The 18488-nt window shown below is 68.5% G+C and carries 17 protein-coding genes; 5 read left to right on the forward strand and 12 right to left on the reverse strand.

The features are described 5' to 3' along the window. Positions 1-152: 152 nt before the first annotated feature. Positions 153-2447 carry a phosphoribosylformylglycinamidine synthase subunit PurL gene (gene purL, locus ABZ382_RS17220; protein ID WP_357089642.1) on the reverse strand — a complete coding sequence of 765 codons (2295 nt, stop codon included), beginning with the start codon at positions 2445-2447 and terminating at the stop codon, positions 153-155. Between the two features lie 350 nt (positions 2448-2797). Between purL and ABZ382_RS17225 the strand changes: the two genes are divergently transcribed. Continuing rightward, positions 2798-4057, forward strand: coding sequence for a glycosyltransferase 87 family protein (locus tag ABZ382_RS17225; RefSeq protein WP_357089645.1), 1260 nt, complete (start codon positions 2798-2800; stop codon positions 4055-4057). A 64-nt stretch (positions 4058-4121) separates the two neighbouring features. Here the strand turns inward: ABZ382_RS17225 and ABZ382_RS17230 are convergent, their stop codons facing one another. Both ABZ382_RS17230 and ABZ382_RS17235 read right to left on the reverse strand, forming a co-directional pair. Next, positions 4122-5429 carry a M18 family aminopeptidase gene (locus ABZ382_RS17230; RefSeq protein WP_357089648.1) on the reverse strand — a complete coding sequence of 436 codons (1308 nt, stop codon included), beginning with the start codon at positions 5427-5429 and terminating at the stop codon, positions 4122-4124. Positions 5430-5482: 53 nt separating this feature from the next. Next, a complete protein-coding gene (locus ABZ382_RS17235) occupies positions 5483-5890 on the reverse strand; it encodes a MarR family transcriptional regulator (RefSeq protein WP_357089650.1) in 408 nt (135 codons plus the stop codon). Between the two features lie 77 nt (positions 5891-5967). On the opposite strand from ABZ382_RS17235, the gene ABZ382_RS17240 reads away from it, so the two are divergent. Continuing rightward, positions 5968-7041 (forward strand): substrate-binding domain-containing protein, encoded by a 1074-nt coding sequence (locus ABZ382_RS17240; protein WP_357089653.1) that lies wholly within the window; start codon positions 5968-5970, stop codon positions 7039-7041. A 20-nt stretch (positions 7042-7061) separates the two neighbouring features. Here ABZ382_RS17240 and purQ read toward each other — a convergent pair whose 3' ends face one another. Together purQ and purS are read right to left on the reverse strand one after the other, a co-directional pair. Next, positions 7062-7739: a phosphoribosylformylglycinamidine synthase subunit PurQ gene (gene purQ / locus ABZ382_RS17245; RefSeq protein ID WP_357089655.1), complete on the reverse strand. Its 678-nt coding sequence runs from the start codon at positions 7737-7739 to the stop codon at positions 7062-7064. Further along, positions 7736-7969, reverse strand: a complete 234-nt coding sequence (gene purS / locus ABZ382_RS17250) for a phosphoribosylformylglycinamidine synthase subunit PurS (RefSeq protein ID WP_357089657.1) — start codon at positions 7967-7969, stop codon at positions 7736-7738. The genes purQ and purS overlap by 4 nt, the downstream gene beginning before the upstream one ends. 201 nt (positions 7970-8170) lie before the next feature. On the opposite strand from purS, the gene ABZ382_RS17255 reads away from it, so the two are divergent. Next, complete coding sequence (locus ABZ382_RS17255; RefSeq protein ID WP_357089660.1) at positions 8171-8815, forward strand: MBL fold metallo-hydrolase; 645 nt, start codon at positions 8171-8173, stop codon at positions 8813-8815. A gap of 54 nt (positions 8816-8869) precedes the next feature. On the opposite strand, the gene ABZ382_RS17260 is transcribed toward ABZ382_RS17255, so the two are convergent. The 4 genes from ABZ382_RS17260 to ABZ382_RS17275 all read right to left on the reverse strand — a co-directional run bounded on the left by ABZ382_RS17260 (position 8870) and on the right by ABZ382_RS17275 (position 13051). Further along, positions 8870-9646: a hypothetical protein gene (locus ABZ382_RS17260; protein ID WP_357089662.1), complete on the reverse strand. Its 777-nt coding sequence runs from the start codon at positions 9644-9646 to the stop codon at positions 8870-8872. A gap of 114 nt (positions 9647-9760) precedes the next feature. Beyond that, positions 9761-11143, reverse strand: a complete 1383-nt coding sequence (locus tag ABZ382_RS17265) for a dipeptidase (RefSeq protein ID WP_357089665.1) — start codon at positions 11141-11143, stop codon at positions 9761-9763. 16 nt (positions 11144-11159) lie between these two features. Further along, a complete protein-coding gene (locus ABZ382_RS17270; protein ID WP_357089668.1) occupies positions 11160-11630 on the reverse strand; it encodes a hypothetical protein in 471 nt (156 codons plus the stop codon). Then, positions 11627-13051, reverse strand: a complete 1425-nt coding sequence (locus tag ABZ382_RS17275) for an APC family permease (protein WP_357089671.1) — start codon at positions 13049-13051, stop codon at positions 11627-11629. The genes ABZ382_RS17270 and ABZ382_RS17275 overlap by 4 nt, the downstream gene beginning before the upstream one ends. Positions 13052-13228: 177 nt before the next feature. Between ABZ382_RS17275 and ABZ382_RS17280 the strand changes: the two genes are divergently transcribed. Continuing rightward, entirely contained in the window at positions 13229-14656 is a 1428-nt protein-coding gene (locus ABZ382_RS17280; protein ID WP_357089674.1) for a glutamate decarboxylase, read from the forward strand. Position 14657: 1 nt separating this feature from the next. Here ABZ382_RS17280 and ABZ382_RS17285 read toward each other — a convergent pair whose 3' ends face one another. Both ABZ382_RS17285 and ABZ382_RS17290 read right to left on the reverse strand, forming a co-directional pair. After that, the gene (locus ABZ382_RS17285) at positions 14658-16814 is read right to left on the reverse strand and encodes a S9 family peptidase (protein ID WP_357089675.1); all 2157 of its coding nucleotides are present in this window, start codon (positions 16812-16814) and stop codon (positions 14658-14660) included. Positions 16815-16848: 34 nt separating this feature from the next. Then, complete coding sequence (locus tag ABZ382_RS17290; RefSeq protein WP_357089678.1) at positions 16849-17058, reverse strand: hypothetical protein; 210 nt, start codon at positions 17056-17058, stop codon at positions 16849-16851. A gap of 124 nt (positions 17059-17182) precedes the next feature. On the opposite strand from ABZ382_RS17290, the gene ABZ382_RS17295 reads away from it, so the two are divergent. Beyond that, positions 17183-17398 carry a DUF397 domain-containing protein gene (locus ABZ382_RS17295; protein ID WP_357089680.1) on the forward strand — a complete coding sequence of 72 codons (216 nt, stop codon included), beginning with the start codon at positions 17183-17185 and terminating at the stop codon, positions 17396-17398. A 65-nt stretch (positions 17399-17463) separates the two neighbouring features. Here the strand turns inward: ABZ382_RS17295 and ABZ382_RS17300 are convergent, their stop codons facing one another. Next, on the reverse strand, positions 17464-18423 hold the full coding sequence (locus ABZ382_RS17300) for an alpha/beta hydrolase family protein (RefSeq protein ID WP_357089681.1): 960 nt from the start codon (positions 18421-18423) through the stop codon (positions 17464-17466). Between the last annotated feature and the right edge of the window lie 65 nt (positions 18424-18488).

The raw sequence follows: 18488 nt of genomic DNA on the forward strand, positions 1-18488 counted from the left end.
GATATCGGCGCGAGATCACAAAGCGCAACATACGTCCCGCGACGCCGACAGGCCGCGGCCGGAGACGCGAGAGCCCGCCCGGACGAACCGGGCGGGCTCTCGATCATTCCTACGGCTGGGTGGCGCTTCGGTTCAGCGCCGCACGCGACCGCTCAGTGGTCGGCGTTGCCGAAGAGGGCGGGGAGGGTGCCCTCGTGGGCGGCGCGGAGCTCATCGAGGGTGGCCTTGAACAGGCCCTGGACCTCGACGGAGTCGGAGCCGTCGTCGACGACGCCGATGCGGGCCCACGGGAGGCCGCGGGCGTCGCACATCTTGGTGAAGCGGGTCTCCTCCGAGCGGGGGACGGCGACCAGGACGCGGCCGGCGGACTCGGAGAAGAGGGTGACGAACGGGTCGGCGCCCTCGGGAAGGATGATGCGGCAGGCGGTTTCGCCGGCCAGCGCGGCCTCGACGACGGTCTGGATCAGGCCGCCTTCGGAGACGTCGTGGGCGGCGGAGACCATGCCGTCGCGGGAGCCGGAGACCAGGATCTCGGAGATCAGCTGCTCGCGGGCGAAGTCGACCTTCGGGGGCAGGCCGCCGAGGTGGTCGTGCTCGACCTGCGCCCAGATGGAGCCGTCGAGCTCGTCGCAGGTCTCGCCGAGCAGGATCAGGGTCTCGCCGGGCTCGGTGCCCAGGCCGGTCGGGATGCGGCGGTGCACATCGTCGATGACGCCGAGCACGCCGACCACGGGGGTCGGCAGGATGGCGGTCTGGCCGGTCTGGTTGTAGAAGGACACATTGCCGCCAGTGACCGGAATGCCCAGGGCCGCACAGCCGTCCGCGAGACCGCGCACGGCCTGCTGGAACTGCCACATGACGCCCGGGTCCTCCGGCGAACCGAAGTTGAGGCAGTTGGTGACGGCCTTCGGGGTGGCGCCGGTGACGGCGACATTGCGGAAGGCCTCGGCCAGCGCCAGCTGCGCGCCGGTGTACGGGTCCAGCTTGGTGTAGCGGCCGGAGGCGTCGGTGGCCAGGGCGATGCCGCGGCCGGACTCCTCGTCGATGCGAACCACGCCGGCGTCGGCGTGCTCGGCGAGCACGGTGTTGCCGCGCACGTAGCGGTCGTACTGCTCGGTGATCCACTTGCGTGAGCACAGCTGCGGGCTGGCCAGCATCTTCATCAGGGTGGCGCGCAGTTCGTCGCCGGTCTGCGGGCGGTTCAGGCGCGAGGCCGAATCCGCGTTCAGCGCATCCTGATCCGCGGGCCGCTGCACCGGGCGCTCGTAGACCGGGCCCTGGTGGGCCACGGTGCGCGGCGGCACGTCGACGACGGTCTCGCCGTGCCAGGTGATGACCAGGCGGTCGCCGTCGGTGACCTCACCGATGACGTTGGCGTTGACGTCCCACTTCTGGCAGACGGCCATGAAGGCGTCGACGTTCTCGGGGGTGACGACCGCGCACATGCGCTCCTGCGATTCGCTCGACAGGATCTCGGCGGCGGTCATGTTGGCGGCGCGCAGCGGGACCTGGTCCAGGTCGACCAGCATGCCGCCGTCACCGGCCGCGGCCAGTTCGGAGGTGGCGCAGGACAGGCCGGCGCCGCCGAGGTCCTGGATGCCGACCACGAGTCCGGCGTGGTACAGCTCGAGACAGCACTCGATGAGGACCTTCTCGGCGAACGGGTCGCCGACCTGGACGCTGGGGAGCTTCTTGCGGCCGGAGCCGGATTCGTCGCCGGAGAAGGTGTCCGAGGCGAGCACGGACACGCCGCCGATGCCGTCGAGGCCGGTGCGCGCGCCGAACAGGATGATCTTGTTGCCCTTGCCGGAGGCGAAGGCCAGGTGCAGGTCCTCGACCCGCATGACGCCCGCGCACAGCGCGTTGACGAGCGGGTTGCCCTGGTAGGACGAGTCGAACACGGTCTCGCCGCCCACGTTCGGCAGGCCCAGCGAGTTGCCGTAGCCGCCGACGCCGCGGACGACGCCGTCGACCACGCGGCGGGTGTCGGGGTGGTCGGCCGCGCCGAAGCGCAGCTGGTCCATCACCGCGATCGGGCGCGCGCCCATGGCCATGATGTCGCGCACGATGCCGCCGACGCCGGTGGCCGCGCCCTGGTAGGGCTCCACGTAGGAGGGGTGGTTGTGCGATTCGACCTTGAAGGTGACCGCCCAGCCGTCGCCGATGTCGACCACGCCGGCGTTCTCGCCGATGCCCGCGAGCATCGACTTCTTCATCTCGTCGGTGGTGGTCTCACCGAAGTAGCGCAGGTGCACCTTGGAGGACTTGTAGGAGCAGTGCTCCGACCACATCACCGAGTACATGGCGAGCTCGGCGTCGGTGGGACGGCGCCCGAGGATCTCCTTGATCCGGGCGTACTCGTCGTCCTTGAGGCCGAGTTCCTTGTAGGGCTGCGGGTGGTCCGAGGTGGCCGCGGCGTTGCTGACGGTATCGACGTGGCTGGTCACGGGAATACCAGAGTCCTTTCGGCCGGGCAGGTCGGAAGCGAATGCCCGCGTTGCTGGATGTCGGCGAGATACGCACCGAGTCTATTGCCTGAGTTTTCCGCGCTTGACGCCACCTCCTCCGCCTCCCCGCGACTTCAGCGCCCGGCGAACGGGCCGTAACCGGTCCCACATGCGGACCGGCGGTCGATTTCCGAACCGATTCTGGGCGTGCCCAGGGAGTTACCCGCATCGGCGCGAAATCAGTTGTCACTACAGCGGACGAGAACAACACCGCCACGCTGTGACGACCGCCACTTCCCGGCCCTGGACCGCTGCCCGGGGCGAGGGCGGTCACCCGTTACTCTGTGGCGGTGAACGATCGATCCGGGGTCGCGGATCCGACCGAACAACCCGTGACCACGCCTGCTGGGCTGACTCGGCGGCAGGGAGAGCTGCTCCTCGTCGCGGTCGCACTGTTCGCGGTGTCCGCTTTCATCAGCTATCAGGCCAAGCTCTGGCACGGATACATCGACCTGCAGGTGTACCGCAACGGTGCGCGGGCCTGGCTCGACGGCAAGGATCTGTACGGCCCGATGCCGCCGGTCTACGGACTCGGACTGCCGTTCACCTATCCCCCGCTGGCCGCGTTGTTCTTCGCGCCGCTGGCCCTGATGCCGCTGGCCGTCGCCGAATGGGCGGTGCTGGCGGTGTCGATCGCCTCGCTGGGCGTGACCCTGTGGGTGGTGCTGGACCGGATCCGCCCGACCCTGGCCTGGCAGACCCGCCTGGCGATCGTGGTCGGCGCGGTTTCCCTGCTGCAGCTGCTGGAGCCGATCCGCCAGACCTACGGATTCGGCCAGATCAACCTGGTGCTGATGGCCGCGGTGGCGCTGGACTGCCTGGCGCGCAAGACCTTCTGGCCGCGCGGCATGCTGATCGGCATCGCGGTGTCGGTGAAGCTGACCCCCGGCGGTTATCTCCTCTACTTCCTGCTGCGCAAGGACTGGAAGGGCGCGATCACGCTCATCGTCTCCGCCATCGGCGCGGTGGCGGTCGGTTTCGTGCTGTTCCCGCACGATTCGCCGGAGTACTGGTTCCACACGCTGGCCGACACCGGCCGCATCGGCCCGCCCTGGTACGCGGGCAATCAGTCGATCAAGGGCTTCGTGTTCCGGCTCGGCTACTCGACCTCGATGTCCACCCTGATCTGGCTGGTGCTGTCGGTGGCCGCGGTGGCCCTGGCCGCGCTGTGGATGAAGCGGCTGCTGGACGCGGGCTCGAACGTGGCCGCGCTGATGGTGAATGCCGCGGCGGTGCTGCTGGTTTCGCCGGTCTCCTGGTCGCATCACTGGGTGTGGATCGCGCCCGCGCTGATCGTGGCCGCCGACGCGATCTCGCGCGGCCGCCGCAATCCGTGGTTCCTGGGCGCGGTGGGCGCGGCGGTGGTGATGTTCGCGATCGGCCCGATGTGGCTGCTCCCGCACGACCACGACCGCGAACTCACCTGGAACTGGTGGCAGCAGATCGTGGGCAACAGCTACGTGCTGTTCACGATGGCGGTGTTCGTGGTGGCGGCGCTGACCTATCACCCGAAGGCCGCGACGGCCGACGCCGAACCGGCGAAGGCCTAGTACCCCGAAGCGACAGGGCCGCCCGCACGAATTGTGCGGGCGGCCCTGCGTTTCGGACGGTGGATCAGCCTACGGCTTCCGGCGTCAGGAACGCCGCGAGCGCGGCCGCGTAGGCGGCCACATCGGCCGCGCCCATCATTTCCCGCGCCGAGTGCATGGCCAGCTGGGCCGCGCCGACATCCACGGTGGGCATGCCGGTGCGGGCCGCGGTCATCGGCCCGATGGTGGAGCCGCAGGGCAGGTCGGCCCGGTGCACGTAGCGCTGCAGCGGGACATCGGCCTGCGCGCAGGCCAGCGCGAAGGCGCCCGCGCCGGTGGCGTCGGTGGCGTAGCGCAGGTTCTGGTTGACCTTGAGCACCGGTCCCCCGTTCACCTCGATGCGGTGCAGGGGCTCGTGCCGGTCGGGGTAGTTGGGGTGGGTGGCGTGCGCCATGTCGCCGGACGCGCAGATCGAACCGGCCAGCGCCGTCAGGTATTCGGCGCGACCGCCGCCGCGGGTGAGCACGATGCGTTCCAGCACGGTGGGCAACAGGTCGGATTGCGCGCCGCGATCGGACTGGCTGCCGACCTCCTCGTGGTCGAACATGGCCAGCACCGGCACGGCCGCACCGGGTTCGGCGAGGGCGGCCAGGAAGGCGCGCAGGCCGGCGTAGCAGGTGCCTTGATTGTCGAGGCGGGGCGCGCTGACCAGGTCGCGGTCGCGGCCGATCAGCGTGGACGGCACCAGATCATGGGTCATGAGTTCCCAGCCGAGCACCGCCCCGGGCTCGATGCCGGAGCGTTCGGCGATGAACGCCAGGAAGGAGCGCGGTTCGCCGCCGATCCCCCACACCGCGTTCACGTGCCGCTGCGGATCCAGCTGCACCCCGCGCCGGTCGTCGGAGAGGTGGATGGCCAGTTGCGGCACCCGCAGGATGGGTTCGTCGATGCGAATCAGCCGCTCCCGCACCAGGTTTCCGTCGCGAACCGAGAGCCGTCCGGAGATGCCGAGGTCGCGGTCGAGCCAGGAGTTGAGCCAGGCGCCGCCGTAGGGTTCCAGTCCGACCATCTGCCAGCCCGCCACCGCGGTGTCCGGGTGCTGCTTCACCCGCAGGTTGGGGCTGTCGGTGTGCGCGCCGACGACGCGGAAGGGTGTGGCCTGCCCGGTGGGGGCACCGGGTCCGCCGTCCGCCCACGCGACCAGGGAGCCGCCGCGCACCACGTAGTAACGGCCCGCGCTGCCGGAGGGCCAGGGCGCAGATTCGGAGAGCCGGGTGAAACCCAGACCGTCGAGTTCCGCTGCGACAGTGCGGCAGACGTGGAACGGCGACGGGGAGGCATCGATGAATTCACACAGGCCGGCGGCGGTCGCGGTGGTCTCGGCTACGGGCATGCGTCGATCCTAGGCATGCCCGGCCGGGAGCAGCTCCCGGACTCGGCCGGGGTCTACTCCGGCAGCGGGGCTTCCGCGACCCGGCCGAGCAGGCGGACCAGCTCGAGGTAGTCGTCGCTGCCGAGGCTGCGGCGCATCTCGGCCTCGGCGCGGGCTTCCTCGGCGCGCACCTCGGCGACGAGTTCCTCGCCGCGGCGGCTCAATCCGATGAGGATGCGGCGGCGGTCGTCGGCGGCGGCGACCCGGAAGATGAGTCCGCGCTCGGCCAGGTGATCGGCGTGCCGGGTGGCCGAGGACGGGGCCAGCTGGGCCCGCGACGCCAGTTCACTCATGGTGATGCCGATGTCGGCGGAGAGATTGGTGAGCATGCACCACTGGTCGGCGGTCAGCCGTCGCGCGCACAGCGCGGCATCCAGGTGACGAAGCCAACTCCGCTCGGCCGCCCGGAGGGCTCCATGCAAGGTAGAAAATCCACCTAGAATTGTCGCCATATTTCCCGCCCGTCAGAAAACCGCTTGAACGAGGGGAAGGGTAACCGATGTCCCCGTTCGACGGGAATCCCGAGAACGTCTTCGAGATCATCAACATAGTTCCGCAGCAGGGTCCCGGCGGTATCTTCGGACCGTCCTGTGAGGCGGCCATTTCTCTGGCGTTGGAAGAAATCAACTCGGGCACCGGAATTCTGGGAAGAGAATTGCGCGTCACCCACATAGACGGGGGCCGGGAACCGGCCGTGGTGGCGGCGGAGGTGTCCGCGCTGCTGGCCACCGGCCTGGTGCGGGCTGTCACGGGATGGCACACCTCGGCGGTGCGGCGGGCGGTGGAGCGGGTGACCGCGGGGCGGGTGCCGTATCTGTTCGCCACCGATCACGAGGGTCTGGACTCGGCGGCGGCCCCCGCGGGCCTGTTCATGATCGGCGCGGATCCGCAGCATCAGATCCTGCCCGCCCTGGACTGGCTGCGCCGCTCCTGCGACGCGCGCCGCTGGGCGATCGTCGGCAACGACTACGTATGGCCGCGGCGCACGGCGGCGGCGGTGCGGGCCGCGCTCACCGATCCGGAGCTGATCCCGCTGGAGGTGTTCGTGCCCATGAACACCCACGATTTCCGATGTTTCCTCGACGATCCGCGCCTGGACGAGGCGGACGGGGTGATCGTGCTGCTGGTCGGCGCGGACGTGGCCCGCTTCAATGTGCAGTTCACCCGCACCGGCCGGACCGCGCAGCAGGTCCGGGTGAGCCCGGCGGTGGACGAGAACGTGCTGCTGGCCGCGGGCGGCGGCGCGAACCACAATTTGTTCGTGCCGTCCGGATTCTTCGTGAACGGCCCGCACGACCGGGAGCGGCAGAACCGCTACCGCCGACTACACGGGGGCTTCGCGCCCTCCCTGACGAACTTCAGCAACACCAGTTACGAGGCCATCCACACCCTGCGCGGCATGGCGGAGCTGGCCGGTTCCCTGGACGTGCGGCGGATCCAGTCCGCGATCGCGGACCGTCCGGTCATCGAAACCCCGTGGGGCGAGCTCGGATTCGAGGGCCGCCAAGCGATCCGCCCGACCTGGCTGGCCAGGGCGGGCGGCATCGACTTCGAGATCCTCGACGGGATCTAGTTATTCGTACTTTCGCGTGATTACGCGGAGACCAGGCTGTCCAGCACGGACAGGAACAGGCCCAGGCCGTCGTCGCTGGGGCCGGTGAGCGGCTCGGTGGCGTGCTCGGGGTGCGGCATCAGACCGACGATGCGACGGTTCGCGGAGGTGATGCCCGCGATGTCGCGCTGCGACCCGTTGGGGTTGCCGCCCGCGTAGCGGAAGACCACGCGGCCCTCACCCTCGAGCTCGTCGAGCACCTCGGCGGACGCCTGGAAGCGGCCCTCGGCGTTCTTCACGGGGATGAGGATCTGGGCGCCCGTCTCGTAGCGGGTGGTCCAGGCGGTGTCGGTCTGCTCGACGGTCAGCCACTGGTCGCGGCAGACGAAGTGCAGGCCCTCGTTGCGGGTCAGCGCGCCCGGCAGCAGGCCCGCCTCGCACAGGATCTGGAAGCCGTTGCAGATGCCCAGGATCGGCATGCCCTGCTCGGCGGCCTTGATGACCTCGCCCATGACCGGGGCCATCGAGGCGATGGCGCCCGCGCGCAGGTAGTCGCCGTAGGAGAACCCGCCGGGCACGACGACCGCGTCGACCTGCTTGAGGTCGGCATCGGCGTGCCACAGCGAAACGGGCTCGGATCCGGCCAGTTTCACGGCCCGGGCGGCGTCGACGTCGTCGAGCGTGCCCGGGAAGGTGATGACACCGATGCGGGCGCTCACAGCCGGACGACCTTCCAGTCCTCGATCACGACGTTGGCCAGCAGCGTTTCGGCGATCTGCTCGAGATCGGCGTCGCTGACGTCGTCGGCGACGTCCAGCTCGAATCGCTTGCCCTGCCGCACATCCGAGATCCCGGGGTGCCCGAGACGCCCCAGCGCTCCGACGATGGCCTGTCCCTGCGGATCCAGGATCTCGGCCTTCGGCATCACCTCGACCACGACACGTGCCACGCGTTGCTCCTCAGCTGGTGGGGCGGCGCTCGGTCCATGCATGCCAGGCCGAGCGGGGGGTATCGCTGATCAGCGTAGTTGGCGTGGGCGGCGCGGGCCGCGCCGGGGCTGACCGTCCGTGGCCTGCGCCACAGCCGGGTCGGCCGCGACCCGGGGCGACTGACGGAGCGTGCCAGGCCGGTGCGGGGCTACCGTTGTCCCATGCGCATAGCCCATTTCGGACATTCCTGCATTCTGGTGGAACTGAACGGCGCGAAGATCCTATTCGATCCGGGCAATTTCTCGCACGGATTCGAGGGCATCACCGGATTGGACGCGATCGCCGTCACCCATCAGCACCCCGACCACATCGACTCGAACCGGATCGGGGCTCTGATCGAGGCGAATCCGCAGGCCAGACTCCTGTCGGACCCGCAGACCGCGCTGCAGCGGGGTGAGCCCTGGGAGGCGGTTCATGCCGGAAATGTACTGAAAGTCGGTGACGTCCAAATTACCGGCGGCGGTGGCCGGCACGCGGTCATCCACCCCGAGATACCGGTAATAGACAACACTGTCTTCCAACTCGGCACCGCGGAAGATCCGTCCCAACTCGTCCACCCCGGTGATTCACTGTGGGTTCCGCCGACACCGGTCGGCGTTCTCGCCATTCCCGCCGTCGCACCGTGGATGCGTATCAGCGAGGCCGTGGATTACCTGCGGGCGGTAAATCCCCGCATCGCCTTCCCCATCCACTACGGGATCATCGAGCCCGCGGCACAGGGCATCTATTTCGGTCGGCTGGCCGAAATGGGTCCGGCCAATACCGAATTCCGGGTCGTGGAACCCGAGGACAACGCCGAATTCTGATTCCGCGCCACCGGGCGGGAGCGGCCACCGCCCGGCGGCGCGAGTTCGTGGAAACTACTGTGGCGGAGGCGGATTCGTTGTGAACTGCGCGACCGCCGCCCCGACCCCGGCGCCCACCAGAGCGCCGACCAGGGCGCTCGCGCCGCCGATGATGGCCGCGCCCAGGGTGCAGCCGCCGATGGTGCCGGTGATCGCACCGCCCGTGACGCCGAGCGCCGCGCCGGCCGCCGCGAATCCGGGCACCAGCGCCATCTCACCGGAGACGATGACCGGCGCCAGCAGCGCGGCCGCGATGATGCCCGCGATGAATCCGAGCACGCCGCCCGCGATCGCGCCGACGCCCGCGCCCGGTCCCGCGCCGAGGACACAGCCCGCCGCCGCCCCGGGGATGCCGCCGGCGAGCGCGCCGATAGCCGCGCCCTGCGCGACGGTGGTGTCGAACCGGTCCTTTTGCTGCTGCTGGGTGTCGGGCAGCGGCAGAGCGCCGGGGGCGGGGTCGAGAATGGCCTGGCCGGGATCGGATTCCGGGGTCAGCTCGACCGACTGGTCGGAGACCAGGGCCCGGATCGGGTACCGGAGGTCGTCGATCTTGTAGTACAGCGCCAGGGTGCGGACGACCTGCCCGCCCGGCTCTCGGATGACGAGAGTGCCGTTCTCGACGGCGAAGCTGCCGTTGTCGAGTGTGATCGAGGCAGTTCTGTCGGCCAGGCTCGCGGTGACGGTGACGTCTTCCGGGGCGGCCGTGGTGGTGCCGGAGGTGATGAACAGCGATGACAGTGTGACGGTGGTGAGGAACGCGGCCGCGGTGGCCGGGGTTCTGCCGTGCTTCATGCTGGCTCCCTCGAGTCGGCGAACCTTCCCTTCTCTGACCGAAATGACCAGTTCAGTGTTCACCGACTCGAGCACCCGCACGGCGGAACGCGAAAAAACTACCGCTGACCCGCGCTAACGGTAGGAAGCCAGGAAGAGCGCCTCGGCGAGGGCCATGTTCTCGATCTCGGTCGGATCGACGCTCTCGTTCGGCGCGTGGATCAGGCACTTGGGTTCCTCGACGCCCATGAGCATGATCTCGGCCTCCGGATAGGTGTCGGCGAAGACATTGCACAGCGGGATCGAGCCGCCCTGCCCCTCGGTGGTGGCGGGCCGGCCGTAGGCGGCCTCCAGGGCCGACGACATGGCCCGCCGCGCCGGGCCGTCGGTGCTGCCGACGAACGGCGAGCCGGTGCCCTCGGTCTCGACGGTCACCTTCGCGTGCCACGGCGCGTGCGACTTCAGGTGCGCGGTCAGAGCTTTCAGCGCCTCGTCCGGCTTGGTGCCCGGCGGGATCCGCAGGTTGAGCCGCGCTCGGGTCCTGGGCTGGATGGCCGCCGAGGAGCCGACCACGGCCGGGACGTCCATGCCGAGCACGGTCAGCGCCGGTCGCGCCCACAGCATGTCAGCCACCTTGCCGCTGCCGAGCAGGTCGACACCGTCGAGAACATCGGCGTCGGAACGGAATTGGCCCTCCGGGTAGTCGTGCCCCTCCCACACCTGATCGTTGCGCAGGCCGTCGACGGTGGTGTTGCCGTCGGCGTCGCGCAGCGTGCCCAGCAGGTGGATCATCGCCGCGAGCGCGTCGGGGGCCGGACCGCCGAACATGCCGGAATGCATGGGGCCGGACAGGGTTTCGACGGTGACGACCACGTTCACATTGCCGCGCAGGGTCTGGGTGAAGGTGGGGACGCCGACCGCGAAGTTGCCGCAGTCGCAGATCAGCAGGGTGTCGGCGCGCAGCAGGTCGGCATTGCCGGGCACGAACTCCTCCAGGCCGCCGGTGCCCTGCTCCTCGGAGCCCTCCGACACCAGCACCAGCCCGACCGGGAAGTCGTCGCCGTACACCTTGCGCAGCGCGCGCAGCGCGGTCAGATGCATGACGATATTGCCCTTGCAGTCGGCCGCGCCGCGCCCGTACCAGCGGCCGTTCTTCTCGGTGAGCTGCCAGACCGGGGTCTGCCAGGCGGCGTCGTCGAGCGGCGGCTGCACATCGTAGTGGCAGTACAGCATGATGGTCGGCGCACCGGCCGGGGCCTCGCTGCGCGCCACCACGGCCTGGCTGCCGTCGGGCGTCTTGTGCAAGCCCACCTCGGTGAGGCCCTCTGTCTTGAAGGCGTCGGCCACCCAGCGCGCGGTCTTCTCGCATTCCTCGATCGGGAACTGCCGGGCGTCGTACACCGACTTGAACGAGACGAGCTGGGCGAGATCGCTTTTCGCCCGGGGCATGAGTTCCCGCACCGCGGCGCGCAGGGCCGCGGTGGTCGAATCATCCTCGGTTTCAACGGTACTGGTCATGCGCGTCCTCCCAGGGTCAGTTGTGGTTGTCGGGTTCGACCGTGTCACCAGTCTTCAGGTCGCCGACGCTCTTCAGGTAGGAAGCGAGTTCGTCGGGGCAATAGGTGGTGATGGCGAGCGCGGTCGCCTTCAGCACATCGTCGTCGGCGATGACCGGGCGCGCGCCGGGCCCGGACGCGCCATTGCTGATCGACGCCCGGTAGCGGGCCTTGATCAATGGCGAGGACGGATCCTGGCAGACCAGCCCGCCGTCCTTGCCGAGGGTGTCGGCGATGGTCGTCGGGTCCGGTGCGGCCAGCCCCGCGGCCTCGAGCCGCGAACTCAGTTCGCGGGCCTTGGACATCGAGTCGTCGTCGTGGCTGCGGGTCTGCTGGAAGACGATGACCCCGGCGACGGCGATGGCCGCCAGCGACACTCCCACCGCGAGGTACACCATGCGGCGCACCGGCTCGGGTGCGCCCTCGAAGCCGCCCAATTCCTCGGTCATGCCAGCGCCTCCTGCGGCACGTCGATCTTCCATTCGGGCTTGCGGAATCGAAGGAACAGATACGGGACGAGCAGTCCGACCACGCCCATGCCGGCGCCGATGAGCAGCACGTAGCCCAGGGCATTGCCGCTGCCGTACTGCGACGGCGGCACGAAACCGATCAGGAACGCGGCGACCGAGGCCGCGGTGCCCAGGCCGCACAGGGCGATCAGGGCCGGAGCCCGGTAACCGCGCGGGTGGTCGGGCTGATTGCGGCGCAGGCGAATCGCGGCCGCGAACATGAGCACGTACATGATCAGATAGACCTGCGTCGTGATCACCGACAGAATCCAGTAGGCGCTCGACACGTTGGGGATGAACGCGTAGAGCAAGGCCAGCAGCGTGGTCACGATGCCCTGGGCGACCAGCATGTTCTGTTGCACGCCATGCTTGTTCACCCGGGTGAGGATGGGTGGCAGGTACCCCTCCTTGCGCCCGATCAGCAGCAGCCCCTTGGACGGCCCGGCCAGCCAGGTGAGCATGCCGCCCAGCGCCGCCGCCACCAGCATGATCCCCAGGATCGGCGTCAGGAACCCGATGCCGAAGTGATTGAAGAACCCGTCGAACGCCTGCATGACGCCCGCGGTGAGACTCAGGTTCTGCGACGGCACCACCCAGCTGATCACCACGGCGGGCACGATGAAGATGGTCAGCACCAGGCCCACCGCCAGCGCCATCGCCCTCGGGTACTCCTTGCCCGGATCCTTCAGCGCGGACACGTGCACCGCGTTCATCTCCATGCCCGCGTAGGACAGGAAGTTGTTGACGATGAGCACCAGACTGGCCAGGCCGGTCCAGGCCGGGAACAGGTGCCCGGCGTCCATCGGCGCGGCCGACGGATTGCCCTGCCCGAGGAAGACGAACCCGAGCACCACCAGCAGCGCGCCGGGAATCAGGGTGCCGATGATCAGGCCCATACTCGACAGTCCCGCAACGGTTTTGGTGCCCTGCGAGGACACGTACACCGCGACCCAGTAGATGGTGATGATGACGATGGCCACGTACACCCCGTTGGAGGCCAGCGACGGATTGATGATGTACGCGAAAGTGCTTGCCACATAGGCCAACAGGCTCGGGTAGTAGAAGATCGTCATGGCGAACTGGCACCACACCGCCAGGAATCCGAGCGGTTGCGAGAGCCCCTCCCCCACCCATTTGTAGACGCCGCCGGTCCATCCGGACGCCAGCTCCGCGGCTACGAACGCGGTCGGCAGCAGGAACAGCAGCGCGGGCACCAGGTACAGGAACACGCAGGCCAGCCCATACACCGCCATGGTCGGAGAGGACCGCAGACTGGCTACCGAACTGGTCGTCATGAGCGCCAATGTCACCCATGACATGTACTTGGTGGCCGTAGCCCCCTTGGTCACCGTGCCGGTCATCACTGGTCCTTTCCAGTCATTCCGCCGAAGCTGCCCCACAGGCCACTGCGCTGAATAGTAACCTTTCAGCAACTATCTCTTGATTACGAAACGGAAGCTTGCAGAACCAGTTTCGATGGAACGAGCTGGCTACCATCGATGCGGCAAACCTCTGCGTGCGCGAGATCGGAGCCCCTCATGACCGGCATTCTCGAACCGGACGACGTCTACGCGATGCCCGGACTCAAACGCGCCGCACCCCACCGGGGCTTCCCCGAACACGAGACGTTCCCCCAGGTCGCCTACCAGATCGTGCACGACGAGCTGCTGCTCGACGGCGTCGCCCGGATGAACCTGGCCACCTTCTGCACCACCTGGGTCGACGACCAGGCCCGGCGGCTGATGAACGAATGCCTCGACAAGAACATCGTCGACAAGGACGAGTACCCCCAGACCGCCGAACTCGAGCAGCGCTGCGTGCACATGCTGGCCGATCTGTGGAACTCCCCCGACGCGATGGGCACCCTCGGCACCTCCACCACCGGGTCCAGCGAGGCCGCCATGCTGGGCGGGCTGGCCGCGAAGTTCCGCTGGCGCAAACGCGGCGGCACCGGCCTCCCCAACTTCGTGTGCGGGCCGGTGCAGGTGTGCTGGGAGAAGTTCGCCCGCTACTTCGACGTGGAGATCCGGCAGGTCCCGCTGCGCGGCGACCGCTACACCCTGCACCCCGACGACATCGCCGCCCACTGCGACGAGAACACCATCATGGTGGTGCCGACCTTCGGCCAGACCTTCACCGGCCTGTTCGAGGACGTCGAGGGCATCAGCGCCGCCCTCGACGCACTACAGGAGAAGACCGGCCTCGACATCCCGATCCACGTCGACGCGGCCAGCGGCGGCTTCCTCGCCCCCTTCTGCGCGCCCGAGATCAGCTGGGATTTCCGGCTTCCCCGGGTCAAGTCCATCAACGCCTCCGGCCACAAGACCGGACTCGCGCCGCTGGGCGCGGGCTGGGCCATCTGGCGGACCCAGGAGGACCTGCCCGAGGAACTCATCTTCAACGTCGACTACCTCGGCGGCAATATGCCCACCTTCAACCTGAACTTCTCCCGCCCCGGCGGTCAGGCCGTCACCCAGTACTACGACTTCATCCGGCTCGGCCGCATCGGCTACCACAATGTGCAGACCGCCATCTACAACGCCGGACAGCATCTGGCCAAGGGGCTCACCGAGATCGGGCCGTTCGAACTGATCCACGACTCCGACCCGCGCCGGGGCATCACCGCCGTCTCCTGGAAGGTCGCGGGCGATTCGACACTCAACCTCTACGACCTGTCCGATCGCCTGCGCACCCGCGGCTGGCTGATCGCCGCCTACCCCCTGCCCGCCGACCGCCAGGACGAGACCATCCTGCGCGCGGTGCTGCGTCACGGCTTCACCCGCGACATGGCCGACCTGTTGCTCGCGGACCTGACCCGCAGTCTGAAGGTGCTGGACAAGCACCCGATGCGGACCTCGCTCACGCGCGAGGAGGCCGGCGGCTTCACCCACGACGCCGAGCCCGTCGTCCCCACGGCGGACCTGATGGCCGCCGTGAGGACCAAGCGAAAGAAAAAGAAGAAGTGAGCTAGGCGCCGCTCGCGCCCGCGGTGTCCAGCACCCAGGCGAACTCGAAGGCGACTTCCTTCCACTTCTCGTAGCGGCCACTGACGCCGCCGTGCCCGGCGCTCATCTCGGTCTTCAGCAGCAGCTGGGCGTCACCGGTCTTGGTGGCGCGCAGCTTGGCCACCCACTTGGCGGGCTCGACGTAGAGCACGCGGGTGTCGTTGAGGCCGGTGATGGCGAGGATCGCCGGGTAGTCCTGGGCCGTGACGTTCTCGTACGGCGAGTAGGACTTCATGTACTCGTAGACTTCCTTGTCCTCCAACGGGTTTCCCCACTCGTCCCACTCGGTGACGGTGAGCGGCAACGAGGGGTCGAGGATGGAGGTCAGCGGGTCCACGAACGGCACGTTGGACAGGATGCCCGCGAACAGTTCGGGGGCGATGTTCGCCACCGCGCCCATGAGCAGGCCGCCCGCGCTGCCGCCGTCGGCCACCATGCGGTCCGGCGCGGTCACCCCGGAATCCACCAGATGCCGTGCGACGGAGACGAAGTCGGTGAAGGTGTTCTTCTTGGTGAGGGTCTTGCCGTGCTCGTACCAGAGCCGCCCCATCTCACCGCCGCCGCGCACGTGCGCCACCGCGAACACCATGCCGCGGTCCAGCAGCGACAGCCGCGCCACCGAGAAGTACGGGTCGATGGCGGCCTCGTAGGAGCCGTACCCGTAGAGCAGCAACGGCTTCGGCTCCGCCACCGCGTCCTTCCGCATCACCAGCGAGATCGGCACCCGGGTGCCGTCCGCGGCCACCGCCCAATCCCGGTGCTGCACATACTCGTCGGCGTCGTAGCCGCCGAGCACCACCTGCTCCTTGCGCAGCAGCAGCTCACCGGTCTCGGGCACGTAGTCGAACACCTGGGTCGGGGTGATGAAGGAGGTGAGCCCGATGCGCAGCATGGGCTGCTCCCACTCCGGGTTCGCGCTCAGCCCGGCCGAGAACAGCGCCAGGTCGAAGTCGATGTCCTTCAGCTCGCCGTAGCCCTCGGCGGTCAGCGGCCACACCGCGACCCGGGGCAGCGCCTCGCGGCGGTAGCTCAGCACCAGCTTGTCGGCGAAGGCGTCGATGTCCTCGAGCCGCACGTCGTCGCGGTGCGGGATCAGGATCTTCATGGCGGCCGGCTCGGTCAGCGGAGCCTCGGCCAGCACGAAGTTGACGGCCTTCTCGCCGTCCACCACGTCGTTGTGCAGGATGAGCAGCTTGTCCTCGCCGCCGATGACGGCGTGCTCGGCCGAGTACTCCACGCCCTCGCGGCGCGGGATGAGCACCCGGAACTCGCCCTCGGGGTTGTCCGCCTCCAGGATCCAGTTCTCGGTGGTGATCTTGGAACCGGTCATGATGACCAGGAACTGCTCCGAGCGGGTGGCGCCGATGCTGACCCAGAAGCTCTCGTCCGGCTCGTGGAAGACCCGGACGTCGGCGGACTGCTCGGTGCCCAGCCGGTGCCGCCACACGCTGTCGGGCCGCCAGGAGTCGTCGAGGGTCTGATAGAAGACGTGGGTGCCGTCCAGCGACCAGGTCGCGCCCGGCGCGATGTTCGGGATCTCGTCGGCCAGCAGTTCACCGGTGCGCAGGTTCTTGACGCGCAGCGTGTACCGCTCGTTGCCGAGGGTGTCGGCCGAGTAGGCGAGCATGTCGCCGGCGTGGCTCAGCGAGTACGCGCCGAGCGCGAAGAAGTCGTGACCCTCGGCCAGCTCGTTGGAGTCGAGCACGATCTCCTCGCCCGGGATCTCGACGTCGGCCTCCAGCTTGGGCGGGGTCCAGTCGTCCGGGTCGGCGATCGGGCAGCGGCAGTGCACACCGTGCTGCTTGCCCTCGAAGGTGCGCGAGTAGTACCAGTAGTCGCCCATGCGGGTGGGCAGCGACAGGTCGGTTTCCTGGGTCCGCCCCTTGATCTCCTCGAAGATCTTCTCCCGGAGCGGGCCCAGCTTCGCGGTCTGCGCCTCGGTGTAGGCGTTCTCCGCCTCCAGATACGCGATGACCTCGGGGTTCTCCTTGTCCCGGAGCCACTCGTACTCTTCGATGACGACGTCCCCGTGGTGCACGCGCTCCGTCGGCACCCGCTTGGCGATCGGCGCCACCACCGCGCCGCTGACTGACGTCGTGCTCCCACTGTCCAAAGCCATGGGACCAACTTAGTGGGGAACCCCGCGGTGGGGGTCAACGGGCGCGGCGCTGCCTCGGCAGGGCCGTCACGCGCTGCTCGTACAGGTAGAAAACGGCCGCCTTCCGGCGAGCGCATTGATCGGTGGGGCAACTGCGGTGGATCCGCAGGATGCTGTGGGCCAATTCCACCGAGAACCGCTCGGGAACCACCGCACAGCTGTCGGAGACCGGGGCGGCGCGTTGCGGGGACCATGGCGTGCGCACCACATACCTCCTTCCGCTGACAGAAGATGGAATATCCGATCCGAACCCTTCACAAACACTGGCATGATGAGTGCGATCTACATCACCGACCAGTCCTGCTGGTCTGCGCACAGGGGAGGCGACAGTGGAAGCGAAGAACCGCGTGATCGAAGCCGACGTGGTGTGGCGGCGCGGGGACGACAGCGCCGACGGCGTCGAGATCGCCTTCCTGGCCAGCGGAAACATCGGATTACGGGATTCCCGGAATCCGGACGGCCCGGTGCTGATCTTCACTCCCGGCGAGTGGGAGGCCTTCGTCGCCGGCGCCAAGGACGGCGAATTCAACCGGCCCGGAGCCTGATTCGACCGTGCCCGGCTCGAAGCGAGCCGGGCACAACGCCGTTCGATCCCGGGCCGGGAACATGTTCAGGCCCCTATCGCCCCGCCGATCGTCGGCCAGGAATTGTGCAGCGTGTCCTGCCAGTACGACCACGAATGCGTGCCCACCGGTGAATGTTCCACCCGCGCCGGAATGTTCAACGAACGCAACCGCTGTTCGAACGCGGTGACACAGGCGTCCACCCCGAATTCGATCGGACCGCCGAAGAAGATGTTCTCCGGCAACTGCGGCTTGATCTCCAGCTCGTGCGGACCGGGCAGGCCGGTGCCGGTGGACAGGAAGATGGTCTTGCCGCGCAACGCCTCGGTCAGCACCGCCGGATTGTGGTCGGTCCAGGCCGGACCGCCCGGCGCGCCCCACATGTTCAGCGGATTTCCGCCGCGATTGGCCACCGAGAACATCATGGCGCCCTGCGCGATGGTGGTGTCCGGGCAGGCGCTGTAGCCCGCCACCGCCCGGTACATCTCCGGATGCCGCACCGCCAGCACGAACGCCGCGATCCCGCCCATGGACAGGCCGCCGATGGCATTCACGCCGTTACCGGCGAAATACCCGTCGATGATCGGCGGAAGTTCCTGCGTCAGAAAGGTTTCCCACTTGTAGCGGCCGAAGCGCGGATCGTCGGACACCCAGTCGGTGTAGTAGCTGGCCTGGCCGCCCATCGGCAGCACCACGTTCACGTTCTTGCCCTGGAAGAACGGCTCCGCGTCGGTGGCATTGGTCCAGGTGCTCTGGACGGCGCCGGGATCGAGGCCGTCGAGCAGGTAGTAGGTGGGGCGCTCGCCGCCGCCGGCCGGATGCAGCACCTGCACCTGGATCGTGCGGCCCATGGCCACGGAGTCGATGAACAGCGCCGAGCGGGTGGCGCTGAGCTCGTCGACCCGGACCACCTCGGCGGCGCGGGCGATGGTCGGTGGCGCGGCAGCCGGATAAAGCAAACCTGCGGCAATTGCCAAAACAGCTGCGGCAACGGCTTTTCTGCGCATTCCCCACCTCCATCAGCCCACCACAATCGCAAATCCAACGTAACTCGAGAAACTCGCGCGATGTC

The organism is Nocardia sp. NPDC005825 (assembly GCF_040630175.1).
Lineage (GTDB): Bacteria > Actinomycetota > Actinomycetes > Mycobacteriales > Mycobacteriaceae > Nocardia.